Annotated in this window: 18 protein-coding genes; all 18 read right to left on the bottom strand. The window is 71.5% G+C overall.

The genetic code is table 11. The features are described 5' to 3' along the window. Positions 1 to 5: 5 nt before the first annotated feature. On the bottom strand, positions 6 to 992 hold the full coding sequence (locus H0E84_RS16890) for a polyprenyl synthetase family protein (RefSeq protein ID WP_180679824.1): 987 nt from the start codon (positions 990 to 992) through the stop codon (positions 6 to 8). Next, positions 985 to 1,272: an exodeoxyribonuclease VII small subunit gene (locus tag H0E84_RS16885; protein ID WP_180679823.1), complete on the bottom strand. Its 288-nt coding sequence runs from the start codon at positions 1,270 to 1,272 to the stop codon at positions 985 to 987. Before H0E84_RS16885 ends, H0E84_RS16890 begins: the two co-directional genes overlap by 8 nt. A gap of 52 nt (positions 1,273 to 1,324) precedes the next feature. After that, positions 1,325 to 2,701, bottom strand: a complete 1,377-nt coding sequence (gene tilS, locus H0E84_RS16880) for a tRNA lysidine(34) synthetase TilS (RefSeq protein ID WP_180679822.1) — start codon at positions 2,699 to 2,701, stop codon at positions 1,325 to 1,327. A gap of 210 nt (positions 2,702 to 2,911) precedes the next feature. After that, entirely contained in the window at positions 2,912 to 3,646 is a 735-nt protein-coding gene (locus H0E84_RS16875; protein WP_180679821.1) for a tetratricopeptide repeat protein, read from the bottom strand. Positions 3,647 to 3,684: 38 nt separating this feature from the next. Further along, positions 3,685 to 4,644, bottom strand: coding sequence for an acetyl-CoA carboxylase carboxyltransferase subunit alpha (locus tag H0E84_RS16870; protein WP_180679820.1), 960 nt, complete (start codon positions 4,642 to 4,644; stop codon positions 3,685 to 3,687). Between the two features lie 91 nt (positions 4,645 to 4,735). Further along, positions 4,736 to 8,311 (bottom strand): DNA polymerase III subunit alpha, encoded by a 3,576-nt coding sequence (gene dnaE, locus H0E84_RS16865; protein WP_180679819.1) that lies wholly within the window; start codon positions 8,309 to 8,311, stop codon positions 4,736 to 4,738. A 104-nt stretch (positions 8,312 to 8,415) separates the two neighbouring features. Then, complete coding sequence (locus H0E84_RS16860; RefSeq protein WP_180679818.1) at positions 8,416 to 9,054, bottom strand: ribonuclease HII; 639 nt, start codon at positions 9,052 to 9,054, stop codon at positions 8,416 to 8,418. Beyond that, on the bottom strand, positions 9,051 to 10,259 hold the full coding sequence (gene lpxB, locus H0E84_RS16855) for a lipid-A-disaccharide synthase (protein WP_180679817.1): 1,209 nt from the start codon (positions 10,257 to 10,259) through the stop codon (positions 9,051 to 9,053). The genes H0E84_RS16860 and lpxB overlap by 4 nt, the downstream gene beginning before the upstream one ends. Before the next feature lie 39 nt (positions 10,260 to 10,298). Then, the gene (gene lpxA, locus H0E84_RS16850; RefSeq protein ID WP_180679816.1) at positions 10,299 to 11,087 is read right to left on the bottom strand and encodes an acyl-ACP--UDP-N-acetylglucosamine O-acyltransferase; all 789 of its coding nucleotides are present in this window, start codon (positions 11,085 to 11,087) and stop codon (positions 10,299 to 10,301) included. Then, a complete protein-coding gene (gene fabZ / locus H0E84_RS16845; protein ID WP_180679815.1) occupies positions 11,084 to 11,545 on the bottom strand; it encodes a 3-hydroxyacyl-ACP dehydratase FabZ in 462 nt (153 codons plus the stop codon). Before fabZ ends, lpxA begins: the two co-directional genes overlap by 4 nt. Then, a complete protein-coding gene (gene lpxD, locus H0E84_RS16840; RefSeq protein WP_180679814.1) occupies positions 11,542 to 12,567 on the bottom strand; it encodes a UDP-3-O-(3-hydroxymyristoyl)glucosamine N-acyltransferase in 1,026 nt (341 codons plus the stop codon). Before lpxD ends, fabZ begins: the two co-directional genes overlap by 4 nt. A gap of 25 nt (positions 12,568 to 12,592) precedes the next feature. Beyond that, on the bottom strand, positions 12,593 to 15,127 hold the full coding sequence (gene bamA, locus H0E84_RS16835; RefSeq protein ID WP_180679813.1) for an outer membrane protein assembly factor BamA: 2,535 nt from the start codon (positions 15,125 to 15,127) through the stop codon (positions 12,593 to 12,595). Positions 15,128 to 15,188: 61 nt separating this feature from the next. Then, on the bottom strand, positions 15,189 to 16,544 hold the full coding sequence (gene rseP, locus H0E84_RS16830; RefSeq protein ID WP_180679812.1) for an RIP metalloprotease RseP: 1,356 nt from the start codon (positions 16,542 to 16,544) through the stop codon (positions 15,189 to 15,191). A 10-nt stretch (positions 16,545 to 16,554) separates the two neighbouring features. Continuing rightward, entirely contained in the window at positions 16,555 to 17,733 is a 1,179-nt protein-coding gene (gene dxr, locus H0E84_RS16825; RefSeq protein WP_180679811.1) for a 1-deoxy-D-xylulose-5-phosphate reductoisomerase, read from the bottom strand. A gap of 100 nt (positions 17,734 to 17,833) precedes the next feature. Beyond that, entirely contained in the window at positions 17,834 to 18,670 is an 837-nt protein-coding gene (locus H0E84_RS16820; RefSeq protein WP_180679810.1) for a phosphatidate cytidylyltransferase, read from the bottom strand. Further along, entirely contained in the window at positions 18,667 to 19,473 is an 807-nt protein-coding gene (uppS, locus tag H0E84_RS16815) for a polyprenyl diphosphate synthase (RefSeq protein ID WP_180679809.1), read from the bottom strand. The genes H0E84_RS16820 and uppS overlap by 4 nt, the downstream gene beginning before the upstream one ends. A gap of 81 nt (positions 19,474 to 19,554) precedes the next feature. Then, positions 19,555 to 20,112, bottom strand: a complete 558-nt coding sequence (gene frr, locus H0E84_RS16810) for a ribosome recycling factor (protein WP_180679808.1) — start codon at positions 20,110 to 20,112, stop codon at positions 19,555 to 19,557. 105 nt (positions 20,113 to 20,217) lie between these two features. Then, on the bottom strand, positions 20,218 to 21,176 hold a 959-nt coding region (locus tag H0E84_RS16805), incomplete at its 5' end, for a cation diffusion facilitator family transporter (protein ID WP_219339803.1).

Raw genomic sequence — 21,176 nt, 5'->3', positions numbered from 1 at the left:
GCGGACTAGTGGCTGCGCTCGATCGCCTGGCGACCGAGGTGCCGCAGCGGGGCGAAGGAGCCCGCTCCGAGCGCGTCGAGCGCGCCGGTCATCTCGTCGTCCAGTTCGGCCAGCCGCCTGCGCGAGGCCTCCACCCCGAGGACGGCCGGGAAGGTGGCCTTGGCCTGGGCTGCGTCCTTGCCGGCGGTCTTGCCGAGGGTGGCGCTGTCGCCCTCGATGTCGAGCAGGTCGTCGCGGATCTGGAAACCGAGGCCGAGCGCCGCCGCATAGCGGTCGAGATGCATCCGCGCTGAAGCGTCTGCGCCCGCGGCGATCGCGCCCAGCCGCACCGCCGCGCGCAGGAGGGCGCCGGTCTTCATGGCGTGCAGGCGTTCGAGATCGGCGGGCGGAAAAGAAGAAAAGGGGTCAGAGTCATTTTTTGGAGGTAGATGCCGGGTCGCTTCAGGTTCCCGATCCAAAAAATGACTCTGACCCCTTTTCTTTCCCGTCGCCGCCAGATCGCGCGCCTGCCCGCCGCACATGCCGTCGGCGCCGGCGGCGCCGGCCAGCTCGCGCAGCATCGCCACGCGGCGCCCGTTGTCCACCGGCGATTCGGCCAGCACCGAGAAGGCCAGCGCCTGCAGCGCGTCGCCGGCCAGGATCGCCGTCGCCTCGTCGAAGGCGACGTGGAGGGTCGGCCGGCCGCGGCGCAGCGCGTCGTCGTCCATCGCAGGCAGGTCGTCGTGCACCAGGGAATAGGCGTGAATCAGTTCCACCGCCGCCGCGGGTGCGTCCAGGACGTCGTCCGCGGCGCCGAATGCGTGGCCGCTCGCGTAGACCAGCAGCGGCCGGATGCGCTTGCCGCCCGGCAGCACCGCGTAGCGCATCGCCGCCAGCAGCCGCGGCTCGCCGTGGCGGAGCGAGAACAGTGCGCGTTCGAGCGCGGCGTCGGCGCGCCCGCGCCAAGCCTGCAGCCGCGGCTGCAGGTCGGGCCCCGCGACCGTCTCAGGCATCGTCGCCAGCGCCGGGTGCGCGGGACGCGCCTGGAAAGGGCTCGGCGCTGTCGGGACGCTCGGGTTCGCTGAGCAGCTTCACGCGCAGCTCGGCCCGCTCGAGTGCCTGCTGGCAGCGCCGGTAAAGGCCCACGCCGCGTTCGTAGGCGGCCAGGGATTCGTCCAGGCTCATTTCGCCGCCTTCCATCTTCTCCACCAGCTGTTCGAGCTGGTCGAGCGACTGTTCGAAGTCGGCGACGCCGGGGGTCGGGTCGGTGTCGGGGGCTGGTTTGCGCGGCATCGGACAAGTCTAAGCGAAGCGTTGCGCGGACGCAGGCCGGCGGCGGTCGCGGTCAGTCCGTGTCAGGGTCCGGGTCCGGCGACCAGGCCAGTCGCAGCCGCCGGACGCGCAGCCAGGCGTCGAGGGAGGCGGAGACCGCCACGCACCCGGCGGCGAGCACGCTGCCGTCGTCGTTCACCAGCAGCGGCATCCGCTCGCGCACCCAGGGCGGAACGCCCAGTGCCTGCAGCACGTGCTTGAGCGAATGGCTGTGGCGGCGCCCGGGCAGGCGGATGCGTTCGCCGCCGCGGCGTGCCCGCACCCGGAGCGTCGACCCGAGCGAAGCGCCGGCGGGCGCCTCGTCGGCCGGCGCATCCGCATGGCCGTGGATGGGCGGATCGAACGCCAGCCGGCCGCCGCCCGGCAGCGGCAGCGGCGCGTATGGCGCCTTCCAGGCGAGATCGAGATCCGCGGGCAGCGCCGGGCGCTGCCAGTCGGCGTGCAGCTGCCCGCGCCAGCGCCGCAGCTCCGCACCGTGCCAGGCGAAAGCCGGGATGCGGTCGACGCCGGCGTGCAGGAGCTGCGCCTCGATCTGCCGCACTCCGCGCGCCGGCAGCGGCGGCAGCCCTGCGGCTCCCACCCACAGCCGCAGCACCCGCGCGCGCCGGGGCTCCGGCAACTGCAGCAGGCGTGCGACCGACAGCGCCTGCGGATCGGCGGTGCGCGCCATCGCCAGCGCCAGGGCGTCCTCCTCGCCGAGCAGCGCGCAGGCCTCGGCGGACAGCCGTGCGCTTTCGGCGAACGCGGCGTGGGCGTGCGGCCAACGTTGCTGCAGCAGCGGCAGCACCTGGTGGCGGAGGAAATTGCGGTCGTGGCGGCTCTCGGCGTTGGCGGGATCCTCGATCCATTCCAGGCCGCGCGCCCGCGCCTCGGCCAGAAGCTCGGCGCGCGCGACCCCGAGCAGCGGCCGCCACAGCCAGCCTCGGCCATGGCGCCGCCATGGCGCCATGGCGCCCAGGCCGTCCGCACCCGCGCCTCTCAGCGCGCGCAGCAGGAAGGTCTCGGCCTGATCGTCGCGGTGGTGCGCGAGCGCCAGGACCTCGCCGGGCTCGAGTTCCGCCTCGAACGCGGCGTGGCGCGCCGCGCGGGCGGCCGCCTCCGGGCCGGTGCCGGTGTCGCTGCGTACGTCGACGCGAACGATCCGCAACGGCACGCCGAGCGCATCGCAGGTGCGCCGGCAGTGGGCGGCCCAGGCATCGGCCTCGGGCTGCAGCCCGTGATGGACGTGGATCGCGCGCAGGCCGCGGCTGCGCCCTGGCGCCCGGCTCTCCAGGAGAGCGTGCAGCAGCACCGTGGAGTCGACGCCGCCGCTGTAGCCGATCAGCAGCGGATGCGCCTCGGCGAGGTGCGCGTATCGCGACAGTTGCGCCTGCAGGGTGGAAATGCGCATCGCTGGGGGACGGTCGCCCGGCCGTCGGGTCCGGCTCCGCTGCACGGAACGGCTCATTCGGCTGCGATCCGGATGCCGGCGACCCTGGCGGTCCGAAGCGCGGCGGTTCCCTGGGTGGTCATGCGTCTCTTGCCCGATGCCGGGCCGTGCCGGTCGCCCGATGGTAGCCTTCCGCCGATTCGGGCGCCAAGGGCGGTCCGCAGGCGGCGTTCAGCCCAGTTCGCGCTCGGCGATGGCGATCCACTCGCGCTGTTCACGCCGGTAGTAGGGCGGCGAGGTCTCCGCGCGCTTGAGCGTCTCCCTGAACAGTTCGGCGGCCGCGTCGCGATCGCCGGTCCGTTTCAGCAGCAGGCCATGGCGGACGCGCGCTTCCTCGCCGGGATAGCCCGGCGCCAGCGCTTCGTACTCGTGCAGCGCCGCCGCGACGTCGCCGCTGGCTTCGACGGCGCGGGCGTACAGCAGGTGGCCGTCGCTGGAACGGAAGTCCGGATTCGCGGCGATCAGCCCGTCGAGCGTTTTCCTGGCCTCGTGCGGCAGTTCGAGCGCGAATTGCGCCTTCGCCAGTCCGAGCATGAGGTACGGATCGGTGGCGTAGATGCCGCGGAGAGCGGAGCGGTACAGCTCCGAGGCCTGCTGGTAGTCGCCCGCGGCCAGGCTCTGCTCGGCCAGCCTGCGGCGGTTGTCGCCGGTGTCCGCCAGCTCGAGCTGGCGGGCGGCCTGGCGCTTTCCGCGTTCGGGGTCGATCCGGTCGTGCAGGCCGCGGATCACCGGCCGGACCCGGCCGCCGCCCGTGCCGGGCAGTACCTCGGCGACCAGGTAGATCGCCACGGCGATGTACGAACCGATCAGCAGGATGAAGACCCAGTACAGCGGGCGCCCGGTGCGCACCACGTGCACCGCGCAGCCGATCTGCAGCAGGATCGAGAACAGCAGGATCGGGCTCATCGACGCTCCCTGTCAGTGGCGGACGGCCGGCAGCCGGATCAGGCGGCCTCGTAGGCGCCATAGCCGCGCAGCCGGCGGTAGCGGCGTTCCAGCAGCTCCGGCAGCGGAAGCTGCTGCAGCGCGTCCAGTTCGTTGAGCAGCACCGCCTTCAGCCGGGTGGCGGTCTGCCGCGGGTTGCGGTGGGCGCCGCCGATCGGCTCGCGCACCAGCTTGTCGATCAGTCCGAGTTCGAGCAGGCGCCGAGCGGTCAGCCCCAGCTGCTCGGCGGCGTCGCGCTTCCTCTCGGCATCCTTCCACAGGATCGAGGCGCAGCCCTCGGGAGAGATCACCGAGTAGGTGCTGTACTCCATCATCAGGGTGCGGTCGCCCACGCCGATCGCCAGCGCACCGCCGGAGCCGCCCTCGCCGATCACCGTGCAGACGATCGGGACGCGCAGTTCCGCCATTTCCAGCAGGTTGCGCGCGATCGCCTCGGACTGCCCGCGCTCCTCGGCGCCGATGCCGGGGTAGGCTCCGGGGGTGTCGATGAAGGTCAGCAGCGGCAGGCCGAAGCGCTCGGCCATCTTCATCAGCCGGAGCGCCTTGCGGTAGCCCTCCGGTCGCGGCATGCCGAAATTGCGGCGCACCTTGGCCTTGGTATCGCGGCCCTTTTCGTGGCCGACGATCATCACGCTGCGTCCGTCGATGCGGCCCAGCCCGCCGACGATGGCGGCGTCGTCGGAGAAGGCGCGGTCGCCGGCCAGCTCCTCGAACTCGTCGCACATCACCCGCACGTAGTCGTAGGTGTACGGCCTGGCCGGGTGGCGGGCGAGCTGCGAGACCTGCCAGGGGCTGAGGTCGCGGAAGATCTGCGCGGTGCGCTTGCGCAGCTTGTCCTGCAGCGCATGGATCTCGGCGTCGATGTTGACCGCGGGCCCGGAGCTGGCTTGGCGCAGTTCCTGGATCTTGGCTTCCAGGTCGGCGATGGGCTGTTCGAAATCGAGGTAATTCGGGTTCATCGGCGGGATCGGCCGCGGAAAGGCGACAGTCTAGCCGAACCGGGCCCGCGCCCGCGTACGGCCAGGGATGGCCGCGCCCGTGGGGCGCGGCTCATCCCCAGGGACGCTGCAGCGACACCTTCACGCCCTGCACCCCCGGCTGCGCGCGCAGTTCCCCCAGCAGTTCCGCATCCACGCGCACGCTCTGGCCGCCGTTCAGATCGAGCGAACCGGCGGAGCCGGCCGGCAGCAGCAGGTCGTAGCGCAACGGGGTCTGGCCTGGCCGGTGCGCGGCCAGCAGGCGCTCGATGCGCGCCAGCAGCCCACGATCGCTCAGGTCCAGGCGCAGCCACAGTCGTCGTGCGATCTGCGGGCACAGCTGCTGGAAGTCCCAGCAGCGCCGCGCCCGCAGCGCGAAGCCGCCGCTGAATTCGTCTTCGCGCAGACCGCCCTCGACGATCAGGATCCGGTCGCGGGTCAGCAGCGGTGCGTACTCCTGCCACGCCTCGGCGAAGAACGCGCACTCCAGCCTGCCGCGGCCGTCCTCCAGCTGCACGAACGCCTGCGACTCGCCGCGCCTGCGCATCGCCGTGACCAGGCCGGCGACGATCGTGGACACCTCCGGCCGCCAGCTGCGTGCGTCCTCCGGGCGCGCCGCCCACACCGCATCCAGCCCGCCCAGGTCGTGCCCGACCAGGTCGCGCAGCTCCTCGCGCCAGGGATCGATCGGATGGCCGCTGAGATAGTGGCCGAGGGTCTCGCGCTCGCCGGCCAGGGTCTGCGCCAGCGGCCAGGGCGCCGCTTCCGGCAGTTCGATCTCCAGCGCCGGGACCGACTCGCCACCGCCGAACAGCGAGACCTGTCCGGCATCGCGCTCGCGGGCCAGCTGGTCGCAGGCCTTGACTACCTCGGGCAGTTGCAGCATCAGCGAAGCGCGCTGGCTGCCCAGCGCGTCCATCGCGCCGGACTGGATCAGCGCTTCCAGGGTGCGGCGATTGAAGCGTGCGGTGCCGACGCGGCGGCAGAAGTCCAGCAGGTCGGCGAACGGGCCGGCGGCGGCGCGCTCGGCGGCGATCGCCTCGCAGGCGCCACGGCCCACGCCCTTCACCGCGCCCAGGCCGTAGCGGATCGTGGCGGCGTCGATCGCCTCGAACATGTAGCCCGATGCGTTGACGTCGGGCGGCAGCACGGTGAGGCCGCGCGCGCGCGCTTCCTCGAGGAACCCGACCACCTTGTCGGTGTTGTCCATGTCCGAGGACAGCACCGCGGCCATGAACTCGGCCGGATGGTGGACCTTGAGCCAAGCGGTCTGGTAGGCGACCAGCGCATAGGCGGCCGAGTGCGACTTGTTGAAGCCGTACTCGGCGAACTTCTCCATCAAGTCGAAGATCTGGGTGGCGGTGCGCGCGTCGACGCCGTTCGCGGCCGCGCCGGCCTCGAACTTGGCGCGCTCCCTGGCCATCTCCTCGGCCTTCTTCTTGCCCATCGCGCGCCGCAGCAGGTCGGCGCCGCCCAGCGAGTAGCCGGCCAGGACCTGGGCGATCTGCATCACCTGTTCCTGGTAGACGATGACGCCGTAGGTCGGCTTGAGCACCGGTTCCAGCGCCGGGTGCGGATAGCTGACCTCGGTGTTGCCGTGCTTGCGGTCGACCCACTCGCGGTCCATTCCCGAGCCCAGCGGGCCGGGCCGGAACAGCGCCGCCAGCGCGATGATGTCCTCGAACGTGTCCGGCTTCGCCCGCTTGAGCAGCTCGCGCATGCCGCGCGACTCGAACTGGAACACCGCCACCGTGTCGCCGCGCGCGAACAGCTCGTAGGTGGCCTTGTCGTCGAGCGGAAGGGCGGTGATGTCCAGTGGCCGGGAATCGGGAATCGGGAATCGGGAATCGGCAGAAGCAGGATCTCCGCCTTTCCGATTCCCGATTCCCGATTCCCGATTCCCGTTTATCGCCTTCACCGCCCAGTCGATGATCGTCAGCGTGCGCAGGCCGAGAAAATCGAACTTGACCAGGCCGACCGCCTCGACGTCGTCCTTGTCGAACTGGGTCACCGGCTGCTTGCCGCGGCCGTCGCTGTCGTGCTCGGCGAACAGCGGGCAGAAGTCCGAGAGCGGGCTCGGCGCGATCACCACGCCGCCGGCGTGCTTGCCGGCATTGCGGGTCAGGTCCTCGAGCTGCAGGGCGAGGTCGATCAGGTCGCGGACGTCGTCCTCTTCGGCGTAGCGCTGGATCAGTTCGGCCGAGCGCAGGTTCTCGTCCTTCTGCGATTTTTCGGTCCGGCCGAGCGCGTCGGACAGGGAGATGCCCAGCACCAGCGGCACCAGCTTGGCGATGCCGTCGACGAAGCCGTACGGATAGCCGAGCACGCGGCCGACGTCGCGTACCACGGCCTTGGCCGCCATCGTGCCGTAGGTGATGATCTGGCTGACCCGGTCGCGGCCGTACCTGGCCGAGACGTAGTCGATCACCTCGTCGCGGCGGTCCATGCAGAAGTCGATGTCGAAGTCCGGCATCGATACGCGTTCCGGGTTGAGGAAGCGCTCGAACAGCAGGTCGTAGGGCAGCGGGTCGATGTCGGTGATGCCCAGCGACCAGGCCACCAGCGAGCCGGCGCCCGAGCCGCGTCCGGGGCCGACCGGGATGTCTTGTCGCTTGGCCCAGTTGATGAAGTCGGCGACGATCAGGAAGTAGCCGGGGAAACCCATCGAGATGATGACCCCGAGTTCGGTCTCCAGGCGCTCGGCGTAGCTCTCGCGGGTGTGGCCGGCGGCCAGCGGGTGCCTGGCCAGCCGCGCCGCCAGGCCGTCGCGGGCCTCCTTGCGGATCCAGGTCTCCAGGGTGTGGTCGTCGGGCACCGGGAATGCCGGCAGATAGTACTTGCCCAGGCTCAGCTCGAAGTTGCAGCGTTGCGCCAGGGCCACGGTGTTGTCGAGCGCGTCGGGCAGGTCGGGGAACAGCGCCGCCATCTCCTCGGCGGACTTGAGGTACTGCTGCGGGCTGTAGTCGCGCGGCCGGCGCGGATCCTCCAGCACCCGGCCGGAGGCGATGCAGACCCGGGCCTCATGGGCGGCGAAGCCCTCGGCGTCGATGAAGCGCACGTCGTTGCTGGCCACCACGGGGATGCCGCGGACCGATGCCGCATGCAGCGCGAACTCGTTGAACGCCTCCTCGCCCTCGCGGCCGCAGCGGGTCAGCTCCAGGTGCAGGCGGTCGCCGAAGGCGGCGTGCAGGTCGGCCAGCCACTGCAGCGCCAGCTCGTGGCGGCCCGCCGCGGCCAGGCGTCCGGCTTCGCTGTGGCGGCCGATCAGCGCGAACAGGTCGCCGCACTCGTCGCGCAGCCACTGCGGGCGGGCGACCACGCCGTCGTTGCGATGGCCTTCCATCCAGGCGCGGGTGAGCAGCCGCGACAGTCCGAGGTAGCCGTCGCGGTTGCGGCAGAGCAGGGTGACCGGCCAGGCCGCCTCGCCGCCCTCGGCGATCATCACGTCGGCGCCGGTGATCGGCTTGAGGCCGGCGGCCTCCGCCTTGCGGTGGAACTCCACCAGCGCGAACAGGTTGTTGCGGTCGGTGATCGCCGTCGCCGGCTGGCCGAGCGCAGCGCAGCGCGCAACGAGCTGCGGAATGCGGATCGTCGAATCGACCAGCGAGTACTCGCTGTGCAGGTGGAGGTGAACGAAGCGTGTGGACATCGGACGACCGTCGCGTCAGCACGCAGGGTAGGGCGGGGGGGCGGTGCCGACAAGGCTTGACAGCGGCCGGGCCCGGCGCCCGACGCCGGCCGCGTCGCGCCGGTTCAGGTTGACGCTTCCGGCAGCAGTGGCGAAGCGGCGAGCGCGAACATCGACCCCTGTGCGGCCAGGCGCACCGGCGCGAAGCTGCGACGGTGCTCCGGGCAGGGACCGAGCCGGCCCAGGGCATCCAGGTGGGCGGGCGTCGAATAGCCCTTGTGCAGGTCGAAGCGATAGCCGGGATGGTGGGCATGGCGCTCGTGCATTGCGCGGTCCCTGGCCACCTTGGCCAGGATCGATGCGGCCATGATCGAACGCTCGCGCGCGTCGCCGCCGACCAGCGCCTCGGCCGCGCACGGCAGCCCCGGCGGCAGCTGGTTGCCGTCGACGCGGGCGACGCAGGCGGCCGGGTCCCCGACCGTCTCCAGCACGCCCTCCAGCGCGCGGCGCATGCCCAGCAGGGTGGCCTGGAGGATGTTGATGCGGTCGATCTCGTCGGCCTCGATGAACACGATGCGCCAGGCCAGCGCGCGCTCGACGATGCGTCCGTACAGCGTCTCGCGCCGCGCCGCGCACAGCCGCTTGGAATCGTCGAGCCCGTTGATGCGCGGCCGGGCCGGATCGAACACCACGGCGGCGACGACCACCGGCCCCGCCAGCGGCCCGCGTCCCGCCTCGTCGATGCCGGCGACGAGAATGCTCACCGGCGGGCCACCAGCGCCTCGACCACGTCGGCGGCGCGCGCCGAGGCGTCGCGCCGCAGCGTGGTGTGGATCTGGCGGAACCGCGGCTCCAGCGCGGCCACGGCCTGGGGATCGCGCAGCCAGCCGAGCACGGCGGCCGCGAGGTTGGGAGCGGTGCATTGCTCCTGCACGAGTTCAGGGACCAGCGTCTCGCCGGCGAGGACGTTGGGCAGCGAATAGCGGTCGATCTTCAGCAGGCCCAGGGCCCTGACCAGGATGGATGTCCCGCGGGCGATGCGGTAGCCGACCACCATCGGGCGCTTGGCCAGCATCGCCTCCAGGGCGGCGGTGCCGGACGCCAGCAGTACCGCATCGGCCGCCACCATCGCCTCGCGCGCCTGGCCGTCGAGCAGGCGTACGCCGGCGCCGCGCAGCGGCGAGGCGGCGATCCGCGCGCGCAGCGCCTCCGCACAGTGCGCATCGGCCGCCGGCACCAGCACCTGCAGCCCCGGGATCTCCGCCGCCACCAGCGCCGCGGCTTCCAGGAACACCTCCGCGAGCCGCGCGATCTCGCCCTGACGCGAGCCGGGCAGCACCGCCAGAACGGTAGCGTCGCGGGGCACGTCGAGGCGCGTTCGCGCCGCGCGCCGGTCCGGGTCGAGTGCCATCTCGTCGGCCATCGGGTGGCCGACGAAGCGCGCATCGACGCCGTAGCCGGCGTAGATCTCCGGCTCCATCGGGAACAGGCACAGTACCCGGTCGGCGCTGCGCCCGATGCCGCGCGCGCGGCCGCGGCGCCATGCCCAGACCGAGGGACTGACGTAGTGCACCGTGCGCACGCCGCGCAGGCGCAGCATGCGTTCCAGGCCGAGGTTGAAGTCGGGCGCGTCGACGCCGATGAAGGCATCGGGCCGCCACGCCAGGATCCGGCGCCGCAGCGCGGCACGCAGCATCAGCAGCCGCGGCAGGTGCGAGAGCACCTCGCTCAGCCCCATGACCGCGAGTTCGGAAGCGTCGTGCCAGGCATCGAGCCCCGCCGCGCGCATGGCGTTGCCGCCGACGCCGGCGAATGTCGCGGCCGGATGACGCTGCCGCAGCTCGCGGATCAGGCCGGCGCCGAGCTGGTCCCCGGACGCCTCGCCGGCGACCAGCGCGAAGCGCGGCGCGGGCGGGGCGTGAGGCGGGGGGCGGGGGGCCGTGGCGGCGGGATTCGATGCGCTGTTCACGGCTCGGCGGTCGTCGCGGTCATCGCGGCCCGGGGCGGCTCATCTTAGCAGGGGGCGCTGGCCGGCCTCGACGAACTCGAGCATGCGGCGGACGTCCTCGCTCTCGCCGGCGATCTCCGCCAGGCGGGCGCGGATCTCCTCCTGGCTGCCGCCGGACAGGTACAGGGCGCGGTAGGCGCGCTTGATCGCCGCGGTGCGTGCGGCGTCGAAACCCCGGCGCTTCAGGCCCTCGCCGTTGATCCCGCGCGGGCGACCGTAGCCTTCCTGCGCCACCATCACGAATGGCGGGACGTCGCCGTTGACGAACGCGCCCATGCCGACGAAGGCGTGCATGCCGATCCGGCAGAACTGGTGGATGCCGACGAAGCCGCTGAGGATCACGTGGTCGCCGATCTCGACGTGCCCGGCGAGGGTGGCGTTGTTGGAGAACACGCAGTGGCTGCCGACCCGGCAGTCGTGGGCGATATGGACGTAGGCGAGCAGCCAGTTGTCGTCGCCGATGCGCGTGCAGCCGCCGCCCTCGCCGGTGCCGCGGTTGATGGTGACGAACTCGCGGACGGTGTTGCGGTGGCCGATCTCGAGCTCGACGCGCTCGCCGCGGTACTTCTTGTCCTGCGGCTCGCCGCCGATCGCGGCATGGCCGTGGATGCGGTTGTCGCGGCCGATCCGGGTCGGCCCGGAGATGCTGCAGTGCGGCCCGACGCTGGTGCCGGCGCCGATCTCGACCTCCGGCCCGATCATGGTGAAGGCGCCGATCGAGACGCCCGCGCCGATCCGCGCCGACGGATCGACGGCCGCGGACGGGTGGATCGCCGCGGCGTCGGTCATTCCCGCTCCTGGACCTCGGCGCAGAGGATCTCGGCGCAGGCGACCTCCGCGCCGTCCACGCTGGCGGTGCCGGCGTACAGCGTCATGTTGCGGATCTCGCGGCGGATCTCCACGTCCAGCTCGAGGCGGTCGCCGGGAACCACCATGCGCGCGAACCTGGCCTTGTCCACCTTGACCAGGTAGGAAATCCGGCCCGTGCACTCGATGTCCTTGCTCAGGTGGCTGAGGACGCCGCCGGCCTGCGCCAGGGCCTCGACCACCAGCACGCCCGGCATCACCGGGCGGCCCGGGAAATGTCCCTGGAAGAAGTGCTCGTTGGCCGAGACGTTCTTGTAGCAGCGGACCCGGCGGTTGCGCTCGAACTCGACCACCCTGTCGACCAGCAGGAACGGATAGCGGTGCGGCAGCAGTCGCTGGATGCCGTGGATGTCGATCGGCAGCGATGGTTCCTGGATCATTCCTGTTCCCTTTCGAGGGCGATGACGCGGCGCGCGAAGCCGTCCAGCTGGCGCAGGCGCGCCGCGTTCCTGCGCCAGTCGCGGCTGCGCATGACCGAGATGCCCGAAGAATACTCGCCCGGCTCGCGGATCGACTGCGAGACCATGCTCATCGCGGTGACCGTCACATGGTCGCAGATCTCGAGGTGGCCGGCGACGCCTGCGGCGCCCGCGATCATGCAGTAGCGCCCGATCCTCGCGCTGCCGGCGACCCCGACGCAGCCGGCCATGGCCGTATGCGCGCCGACGTGCACGTTGTGGGCGATCTGGATCAGGTTGTCCAGGCGGACGTCCTCCTCCAGCACGGTGTCGTCGATGGCGCCGCGGTCGATCGTGGTGTTGGCGCCGATCTCGCAGTCGTCGCCGATGCGCACGCCGCCCAGCTGGGGCACGTTGAGCCAGCGCCCGCCGTCCATCGCCAGCCCGAAGCCGTCGGCGCCGAGCACCGCTCCGGGATGGATCCGCACCCGTGCGCCCAGCCGCACCCGCGTCACCAGGGTGACGCGCGCGACCAGCTCGCAGTCGCGGCCGACCTCGCAGTCTTCGCCGATCACGCATCCGGCACCGACGATCGCGCCGGCAGCCACGCGGCTGCGCGCGCCGATGCACGCCAGCGGCCCGATCTCGGCGGCCGGATCGATCTCCGCTTCGGGATGGACCACGGCGGCGGGATGGATGCCCGGCCGGGCCACCGCCCGCGGGTGGAACAACGCCGCGGCCCGCGCGTAGGCCGCGTAGGGATCCCTGGCGAGGATCACAGTGCCGACGTGGCCGGCGGCGTCCTCCTCCCGCAGCAGCACCGCGCCGGCGCGCGTGGCGGCCAGCCGGGCGCGGTATTGCGGGCTGGACAGGAACGCGAGTTCGTCCGGGCCGGCGCCCTCCAGCGAGCCGACGCCGCGCAGGCGCACGGCGGGATCGCCGCGCAACTCCAGTCCGAGCCGCTGCGCCAGTTCGGCGGTGGTCAGGGGGTGGCTGGCATCCATCGGCGGTCCGGACGTCGCCGCGCCCTCAGAACGCGCCGCCGAAGGTGAACTGCAGGCGCTCGACCTCGTCACCCTGGCGGATCAGGTCGCCCGAACCGCCGCGCACCGGGTCCTGCTTCTCGATCGGGAACGCGTAGCTGATCGAGATCGGGCCGACCGGCGCGCGCCACATCAGCGCCACGCCGGCGGAGATGCGCAGCTCCTTGGCCTCGAAGTCGTCGAAGCCTCTGTAGACGTTGCCGAAATCGACGAATGCGGAGATGCGCGCCGCCGGCGAGTCGAGCAGGGTCGGGAAATACATCTCCAGCGAGCCGACGGTCTTGAGCGCGCCGCCCAGCGGCTGCAGGAAGGTGCTGTTGCCGGCGGCTTCGCGCGGGCCCAGGGTGTTGTCGCGGAAGCCGCGCACCGAGCGCGTGCCGCCGGCGTAGAAGTTCTCGTAGAACGGCAGGCCGCTGGCGGTCACCGTCCTGACGAAGTCCGGGGAGGACGGATCGCAGGGATCCGAGGGATCCGCGCCGGGGACCCAGACCGGCGGGGTCTCCGGGTCGTCGTCGTGATCCTCGAGGACCGGATTGTTGTAGCAGACGTTGCGGGTCACGTCGCTGCCGTAGCTGTCGCCGTAGCCCAGCTCGGCGCGGGTGTTGAGCACGAGCGCGCGGGTGATCGGCCAGTACTTGGAGAACTCGTAGTTGAGCTTGTAGTACTCGGCGGTGGAGCCGGGCAGGGAGACCTCGGCGGATATGCGCTGGTAGGTTCCCCTGGTCGGCTGGAGGAAGTCGTTGCGGGTATCGCGGGCGTAGCCGACCTCGGTGCGCCAGGCGTGGAACGTGCGCTGGTTGAAGGCGTCGATGTAGTCGACGATCGAGTCCGGCGTGGACCCGCGGAAGGTGATCAGCTCGTTGCGGTCGAGGCCGAACAGCAGCGAGAAGCTGTCGTGCTCGGTGATCGGGATGCCGAGGACCGTCTGGCCGGCGGCGCTGGTCGAGGAGTACTGCGCGGTGTTGAAGTCCGAGTTGTCGAACTCGCGCCACCACAGGTTGTAGCCCAGCGACAGGCCGCTGTCGTTGAAGTAGGGGTTGAGGTAGGAGAACGCGTAGCGCTGCAGGTAGCTGTTGCGGCTGGCCTCGATCGAGACGCGGTTGCCGCTGCCGAGGAAGTTGTTCTGCGACAGCTGGATCGAGGTGGTGACGCCGGAGAGCTGCGAGTAGCCCAGGCCGAACACGAAGCTGCCCGAGGTGGTCTCGGTGACGCTGAACACGACGTCGACTTCGTCGGGGCTGCCCGGCACCGGCTCGGTCTCGACGTTGACGCTGCCGGACTCGAAGTAGCCGAGCCGCTGCAGGCGCACCTTGGAACGGTCGACGGCGGCCTGCGAGTACCAGCTGCCCTCGAACTGGCGCATCTCGCGGCGCAGCACCTCGTCGGAGGTGCGGGTATTGCCCTTGAACACTACGCGGCGCACGTTCACCCGCGGCCCGGGCACCACCTGCATGTTGATCGCGACGGTGCGGTTTTCGCGGTCGACTTCCGGGATCGGATTGACCTGGGCGAAGGCGTAGCCGATGTTGCTCAGGGTGGCGATGATGGAGTCGGAGCTGAGCTCGAGCAGGGCGCGCGAGAAGATCTGGCCCTCGCGCAGGAACACGCGCTGCTCGATCTGCTCCTTCGGCAGGATGGTGTCGCCGGTGATCTCGACGCCGGAGATCCGGTACACCTCGCCTTCGCTGATGCCGGCGGTGATGTACATGTCGCGCTTGTCGGGGCTGATCGAGACCTGGATGCCGTCCTCGCTGAAGTCGAGGTGGCCGCGGTCCAGGTAGAAGTTCTGCAGCTTCTCGCGGTCGCCGTCGAGCTTCTCGCGCGAGTACTGGTCGTCGCGCCGGTACCAGCTGAGCCAGTTGCTCTCGGCCGACTCCCAGTTCTGCAGCAGGTCGTCCTGCTCGTACACCTCGTTGCCGACCAGGTTGATGTGGCGGATCTTGGCGGCCTTGCCCTCGTCGACGGCGATGGTCACGTCGACGCGGTTGCGGTCCAGCCGCGATACGGTGGGAGTGATCTCGACGTTGTACTTGCCGCGGTTGTTGTACTGGCGGGTGAGTTCCTGGGTCACGCGGTCCAGGGCCAGGCGGTCAAAGGTGTCGCCTTCGGCCAGGCCGATCTCGTTCAGGCCCTTGGTCAGGTCCTCGGTCTTGATGTCCTTGTTGCCGGTCAGGGTGAGGCGGTTGATCGCCGGACGCTCGGTGACCGTCACCACCAGGATGTCGCCCTGGCGGCCGATCCGTACGTCCTCGAAGAATCCGGTGCGGTACAGCGACCGGATCGCCTCGCCGACGCGGGTCTGGTCGACCTGGTCGCCGCGCTCGATCGGCAGGTAGGTGAACACCGTGCCGGCGCCGATGCGCTGCAGCCCGTCGACGCGGATGTCGGAGACGGTGAAGCTGGCGCTGGCGGTGGACGTTCCCGATGGCGGCGGCGCCGGTTCCGTCTGGGCCCAGGCGGGGGCGGCGATGGCCGCGGTCAGGGCGAGGGCGAGCAGGCGGCGGCTTGGAATTCGCGTCATCTAGTGCGTCCGTTTGGGGAGTTCTCGCCGTCGCGGAGCCGCGAGGACGGGTTGCGGGCAGTCATCGGTACATCAGTTGCAGGATGTCGTTGTAGAACGCCAGTCCCATCAGGCTTGCCAGCAGCGCCAGCCCGACATATTGCCCGGCGACCATGGCACGTTCGCTTAACGGACTGCCCTTGACCAACTCGATAAGGTAATACAGGAGATGCCCGCCATCCAAGAGCGGGATCGGCAGCAGGTTGAGGATCGCCAGGCTCAGCGACAGCAGCGCGAGGATCGTCAGGTACCAGGCGATCCCCTGCTGCGCGTAGGCATTGGCGGCGCGGGCGATGGTGATCGGGCCGGCCACGGTGTTCTCCACCGCCACCCGGCCGCTGAAGGCGCGGCCGATCATGCCGAACAGCTGCCCGGTCAGGTGCCCGGTTTCGCGCAGGGCCGCGGGGAACGCCTGCAGCGGACCGTGGCGCTGCAGCGCGTCGCGCGGGGGCGCAGTGGCGGCCGCGGGATTGATCCCGAGCACCCAGTACTCGCCGCGTCGCGGGTCCTCGTCCAGGCGCGGGGCGATCTCCAGGGCCAGGCGCACGCCGTCGCGCTCGACCTCGATCATGCCGCTGTCGCCGCCCAGGGCCTGCACCAGCGGCCCGATCTCGTCGAAGGTGGAGACCGCGGCGCCGTCGACCGCGGTGACGCGGTCGCCTTCGGCGAGCACGCCCCAGGCCGCGGAATCGGGGATCACCCGCCCGACGACCGGCGGAAGCAGCCGGTGCCGCGGCAGCAGGCCGATCCCGGACAGCAACTGCCGGTCGTCGAGATCTGCCGCCAGCCGTGACAGGGGCAGCGTGCGCGTGCCGACGGCGCCATCGGCCCCGCGCACGCGCAGCGGGACGTCGGCGCGATCCAGGGCCGGTGGCAGCAGCGCCAGCTGCAGTTCGTTCCAGGTCGGGGTCTGGCGCCCGCCCACGGCCTCGATGGTGTCGCCGCGGCGCAGGCCGGCCTCGGCGGCGATGCCGTCGCTGTGGCCGACCACCGGGGCGTAGTCCGGGCGGCCGACCACGAACATCGCCCACAGCAGCGCCACGCACAGCAGCAGGTTGGCCGCCGGGCCGGCCGCGACGATGGCGATCCGCCGCCAGACCGACTTGCGGTTGAACGCCTGCGACAGCTGTTCGGCCGCCACCGGCGCCTCGCGCTCGTCGAGCATCTTCACGTAGCCGCCCAGCGGCAGCATCGCGATGACGTATTCGGTGCCGTCGCGGCCGCGCCGCGACCACAGCGCCCGGCCGAAGCCCACCGAGAAGCGCAGCACCTTGACCCCGTTGCGCCGCGCCACCCAGTAGTGGCCGAACTCGTGGAACGTCACCAGCACGCCGAGGCTGACGAGCAGCCACCAGACCGAACCGAGGAATGTAGTCATGCGGACAGGCTCATGGGGCGTGGCGCGGGAGGGCGGAAAGGGCGTGGCGACGGGCTGCAGCGTCCGCTGCGCGCAGCTCCTCCAAGGTGGAGGCCGCCCCCGCGGGCAGCGCCGCGAGGGCGTCGGCGACCAGATCGGGAATGTTCAGGAAACCGATTCGGCCCTGAAGGAAGGCTGAAACCGCCACCTCGTTGGCTGCGCTGAGCACCGCCGGGGCGGTGCCCCCCGCCTGCAGCGCCTGGCGCGCCAGTCCCAGGCAAGGAAAGGCTTGCGGGTCGGGGGCCTCGAAATCCAGTCGCCCGTGGGCCAGCAGGTCCAGCCCGCAGACGCCCGAGGCGATCCGCCGCGGCCACCCCAGCCCCACCGCCAGCGCGGTGCGCATGTCGGGCAGGCCCATCTGCGCCAGGGTCGAGCCGTCGACGAACTCGACCAGCGAGTGCACCAGGCTTTGCGGATGCACCAGCACATCGATGCGGTCGTCGGGCAGGCCGAAGAGGTGGTGAGCCTCGATCACCTCCAGGCCCTTGTTCATCAGCGTCGCGGAGTCGACCGAGATCTTCGGGCCCATCGACCACTTCGGGTGGGCCACGGCCTGTGCGGGGGTGACCGCGACCAGCGCATCGCGCGAACGCCCGCGGAACGGCCCGCCCGAGGCGGTCAGCACGATGCGCCGCACGCCCGCGTCGACCCTTCCTTCCGGCAGGCACTGGAAGATCGCGTTGTGCTCGCTGTCGATCGGCACGATCGTGGCGCCGCCGGCGCGCGCCGCCGCGGTGAGCAGTTCCCCGGCCAGCACCAGCGATTCCTTGTTGGCCAGCAGCAGGCGCTTGCCGGCGCGCGCCGCGGCCAGGGTGGAGTCCAGGCCCGCCGCTCCGACGATCGCCGCCACCACGATGTCGCAGGCTTCGCCGGCCACCAGCGCGTCCAGGGCAGCGGCGCCGGCATGGGCGCGGACCGGCAGGCCGGCCGCGCGCAGGCCGTCGCGAAGCGCCGCGAAGCGCGATTCGTCGGCGACGACCGCGTGATCGGGGCGATGCGTGCGGCACAGCGCCAGCAGGGCATCGACGTTGCTCCCGGCGGCCAGCACGCTGGCGCGCAGCCGCTGCGGGTGGCGTGCGATGACGTCCAGGGCCGAGCCGCCGATCGAGCCGGTGGCGCCCAGTACCGCGACGGTGCGCCGAGTCGTCACGTGCGCAGCCCCGCGGGGTGCGCCGCGGACAGGCCCGTCGCCGGGACCGTGCCGGCGCCGGGCATCCGGAACCGCGGGGCCGTCGAGGTCCGCACCGGGCTCAGAATCCGAGCCAGATCTGGGCGACCGCAAAGGCCGGCAGCGCTGCCAGGACGCCGTCGATGCGGTCGAGCAGGCCGCCATGGCCGGGAATCATGGTTCCCGAGTCCTTGGCGCCGACGTGGCGCTTGAGCAGGCTCTCGAACAGGTCGCCGATCACCGAGAACAGCACCGTCAGCAGCGCCACCAGCGCCACCAGCGGCAGCTGCGCCAGGCCGGCGCCGGCCAGCGGCGCCGCCAGCACCGCCACCAGGACGCCGGCGACGATGCCGCCGAGCAGGCCTTCGATGGTCTTGTTCGGGCTGATTCGCGGCGCCAGCTTGCGCCGCCCGAAGCGGCGGCCGGCGAAGTAGGCGCCGGTGTCGGCGGCCCAGACGATCGCCAGGGCGATCAGCAGCCAGCGGTGGCCGTGAGGCTGGCCGGCGTGGATCACCGCCAGCGCGCACCATGCGGGGATCACGCTCGCGGTGGCGGCGGCCAGCTTGAGCACCCGGGCGTGGGTGTCGTGGTCGGATGCGAACTGCGGGCGCCGCAGCCATAGCGCCGCGAGCAACCACCAGACCAGCCCGAGCAGCGCCAGCAGCTTGAACAGCACCAGCGAGCCGCTGCCGTCGGTGGACGAGGCCCAGACCAGCGCCACCATCAGCAGCAGGTTGGCCAGCAGCAGCACGCCGCGCGCCAGCGCGTCGTCGATCTCGGCCAGGCGGAACCACTCCCACAGCCCGGCAAGGAACAGCACCGCCGCCGCCGCCACCATCCAGGGGGTGGACAGCAGCAGCACCGCGGCGATCGCCACCGGCGCCATGATCATCGCCGCGAGTACGCGTGTTCTCGTCATTCCGGGGCCCGCTCCGAGTGGGGGTTGGGGAAGGCACCGCTCTGTTCGCCGGTCAGTCCGAAGCGGCGCTCGCGCGCCGCGTAGTCGGCCAGCGCCCGCTCGAGCGTGGCGGTATCGAGTTCCGGCCACAGGGTCTCGGTGAACCACAGCTCGGTGTAGGCGAGCTGCCAGAGCAGGAAATTGCTGATCCGCAGGTCGCCGCCGGTGCGGATGAACAGGTCGGGGTCGGGCAGGTCGGACAGCGCCATCCGCGCGCCCACGGCGCGCTCGTCGATGTCCTCGGGCCGCAGCCTGCCGGCGGCGACCTCCGTGCCGAGCGCCCGGGCCGCGGCGGCGATGTCCTGGCGCCCGCCGTAGCTGGCGGCGACGACCAGGTGCAGACGGGCGTTGCCGCTGGTGCGCTCTTCGGCGGCGTCCATGCGCTCGCGGATCGCCGCGGCGAAGCGCTCGCGTTCGCCGATGAAGCGGATCCGTACCCCGCGCCGGTCGAGCTCCTCGACCTCGCGCTCGAGCGCGTTGAGGAACAGCTTCATCAGCGCGCCCACCTCGTCCTCCGGGCGGCCCCAGTTCTCGCTGGAGAAGGCGAACAGCGTCAACGCGCCGATGCCGCGCTCGAGGCAGAAGTCGATGCACAGGTTGACGGCCCGCGCGCCGGCGCGATGGCCGATCATGCGCGGGCGCCGACGGCGCGCCGCCCAGCGCCCGTTGCCGTCCATGATCACCGCGATGTGGCGGGGCAGGGCGCCGTGATTGGGGATTGGCGATTGGCGATTCGAAGGAGCGCGGTCCTGCGAATCCTGCATTTCAGACAATGGTATGGCCTCTCCAGGCTGTGGCTTCTGGCCAATCACGAATCACGAATCACGAATCACCAATCACGGCCTTCATACCGCCATCAGCTCCTGCTCCTTCGCCTTGACCACGTCGTCGACGTCGCGGATCGCCTGGTCGGTCAGCTTCTGCACCTCATCCTCGCTGCGGCGCTCCTCGTCCTCGCTGATCTGCTTCTCCTTCAGCAGCTCCTTGACCTTCTGGTTGGCGTCGCGGCGGATGTTGCGGATCGCGATCTTGGCGTTCTCGCCCTCGTTGTGGACGTGCTTGGACAGCTCGCGGCGGCGCTCCTCGGTCAGCGCCGGCATGTTGATGCGGATCACCGTGCCGGCGGTGTTGGGGGTCAGGCCGAGGTCGGAGGCCAGGATCGCCTTCTCCACCGGCGCGACCATCTGCTTCTCCCAGGGGGTGATGGTCAGCGAGCGCGCATCGGTCACGGCGATGCTGGCGACCTGCGACAGCGGCATCTCCGAGCCGTAGTAGTTGACCTTGAGGTGGTCGACCAGTGCCGTCGAGGCGCGCCCGGTGCGGACCTTGGTCAGGTCGTGGCGCAGCGCCTCGATGCTCTTCTGCATGCGGGTCTGCGCGTCCTTGTGGATTTCGTTGAGCATCGCCGGCTCCGGTCGGTTATCGGTAACCGCGGGATTATAGCGGGGCAGGCGGGCGCTGCCCGGCGCGGCGGGCGCGGCCGCCGCGCCGCGGGCCGTGGCTCGCGGTCAGTGCGCAGCCGGCGGGCCCCCGCAGGCGCCTTCGTGCTCGATCTGCAGGGTGGCGTGATTGATCGAAAAGCGGTGGTCGAGCGCCTCCGCCGCTGCTCGCAGGAAGGCATCGTGGTCCGCGGCCGGGTCGCGCACCAGGTGCGCGGTCAGCGCGATCCGGCCGGCCGCCAGCCGCCAGATGTGCAGGTGATGGACGGCGCGGACGCCGTCGAGGCCCGAGAGGAAACCATGGACCTGTGCCTGGTCGACCTGCGGAGGCACCGCATCCATCACCGCCTCGAAGCTCTCGCGCAGCAGCCCGGCCGCGCTCCAGGCGATCACCACGCCGATCAGCAGCGCGATCGCCGGGTCGAGCCAGGCCCAGCCGAAGACGAGCATCCCCACGCCCGCCAGTACCGCCGCCAGCGACACCGCGGCGTCGGCCATCAGATGCAGGTAGGCGCCGCGGCGGTTCAGGTCGTGGGTATGGCCACCGCGCACGAACCAGGCCGCGCCCAGGTTGACCGCGATGCCCAGCGCCGCCACGGCGATCACCGTCGACCCCGGGACCTCGGGCGGTTGCGCGATCCGGCGCAGCGCCTCCCAGAGCAGCGCCCCGGCGAAGCCGACGATCAGCAGGCCGTTGGCCAGCGGCGAGAGCAGGGTGGCGCGGCCCCAGCCGTAGGTGAGGCGCCCCCGGGCGGGGCGCTGGGCCAGCACCGCGGCCCCCCAGGCCAGCGCCAGGCCGAGCACGTCGCCGAGGTTGTGGAGCGCATCGGACAGCAGGGCCAGCGAGTTGATGGCGAAGCCGTAGCCGGCCTCCAGTACGGTATAGGCCAGATTGATCAGGGTGACGGCAGCGAATGCCCGGGTCGCCGACCCGGAACCGGGTTTCGGGTGGTGATGGTGGTGGGCATGCACCGTGCAAGCCTGCCACGGGGTGACGGTGGGCGCCATCCCGGCAGTCGCGCCGGGGC

Source organism: Luteimonas salinisoli (assembly GCF_013425525.1).
GTDB lineage: Bacteria > Pseudomonadota > Gammaproteobacteria > Xanthomonadales > Xanthomonadaceae > Luteimonas > Luteimonas salinisoli.
This window is presented reverse-complemented; position numbering and strand designations above follow the sequence as displayed.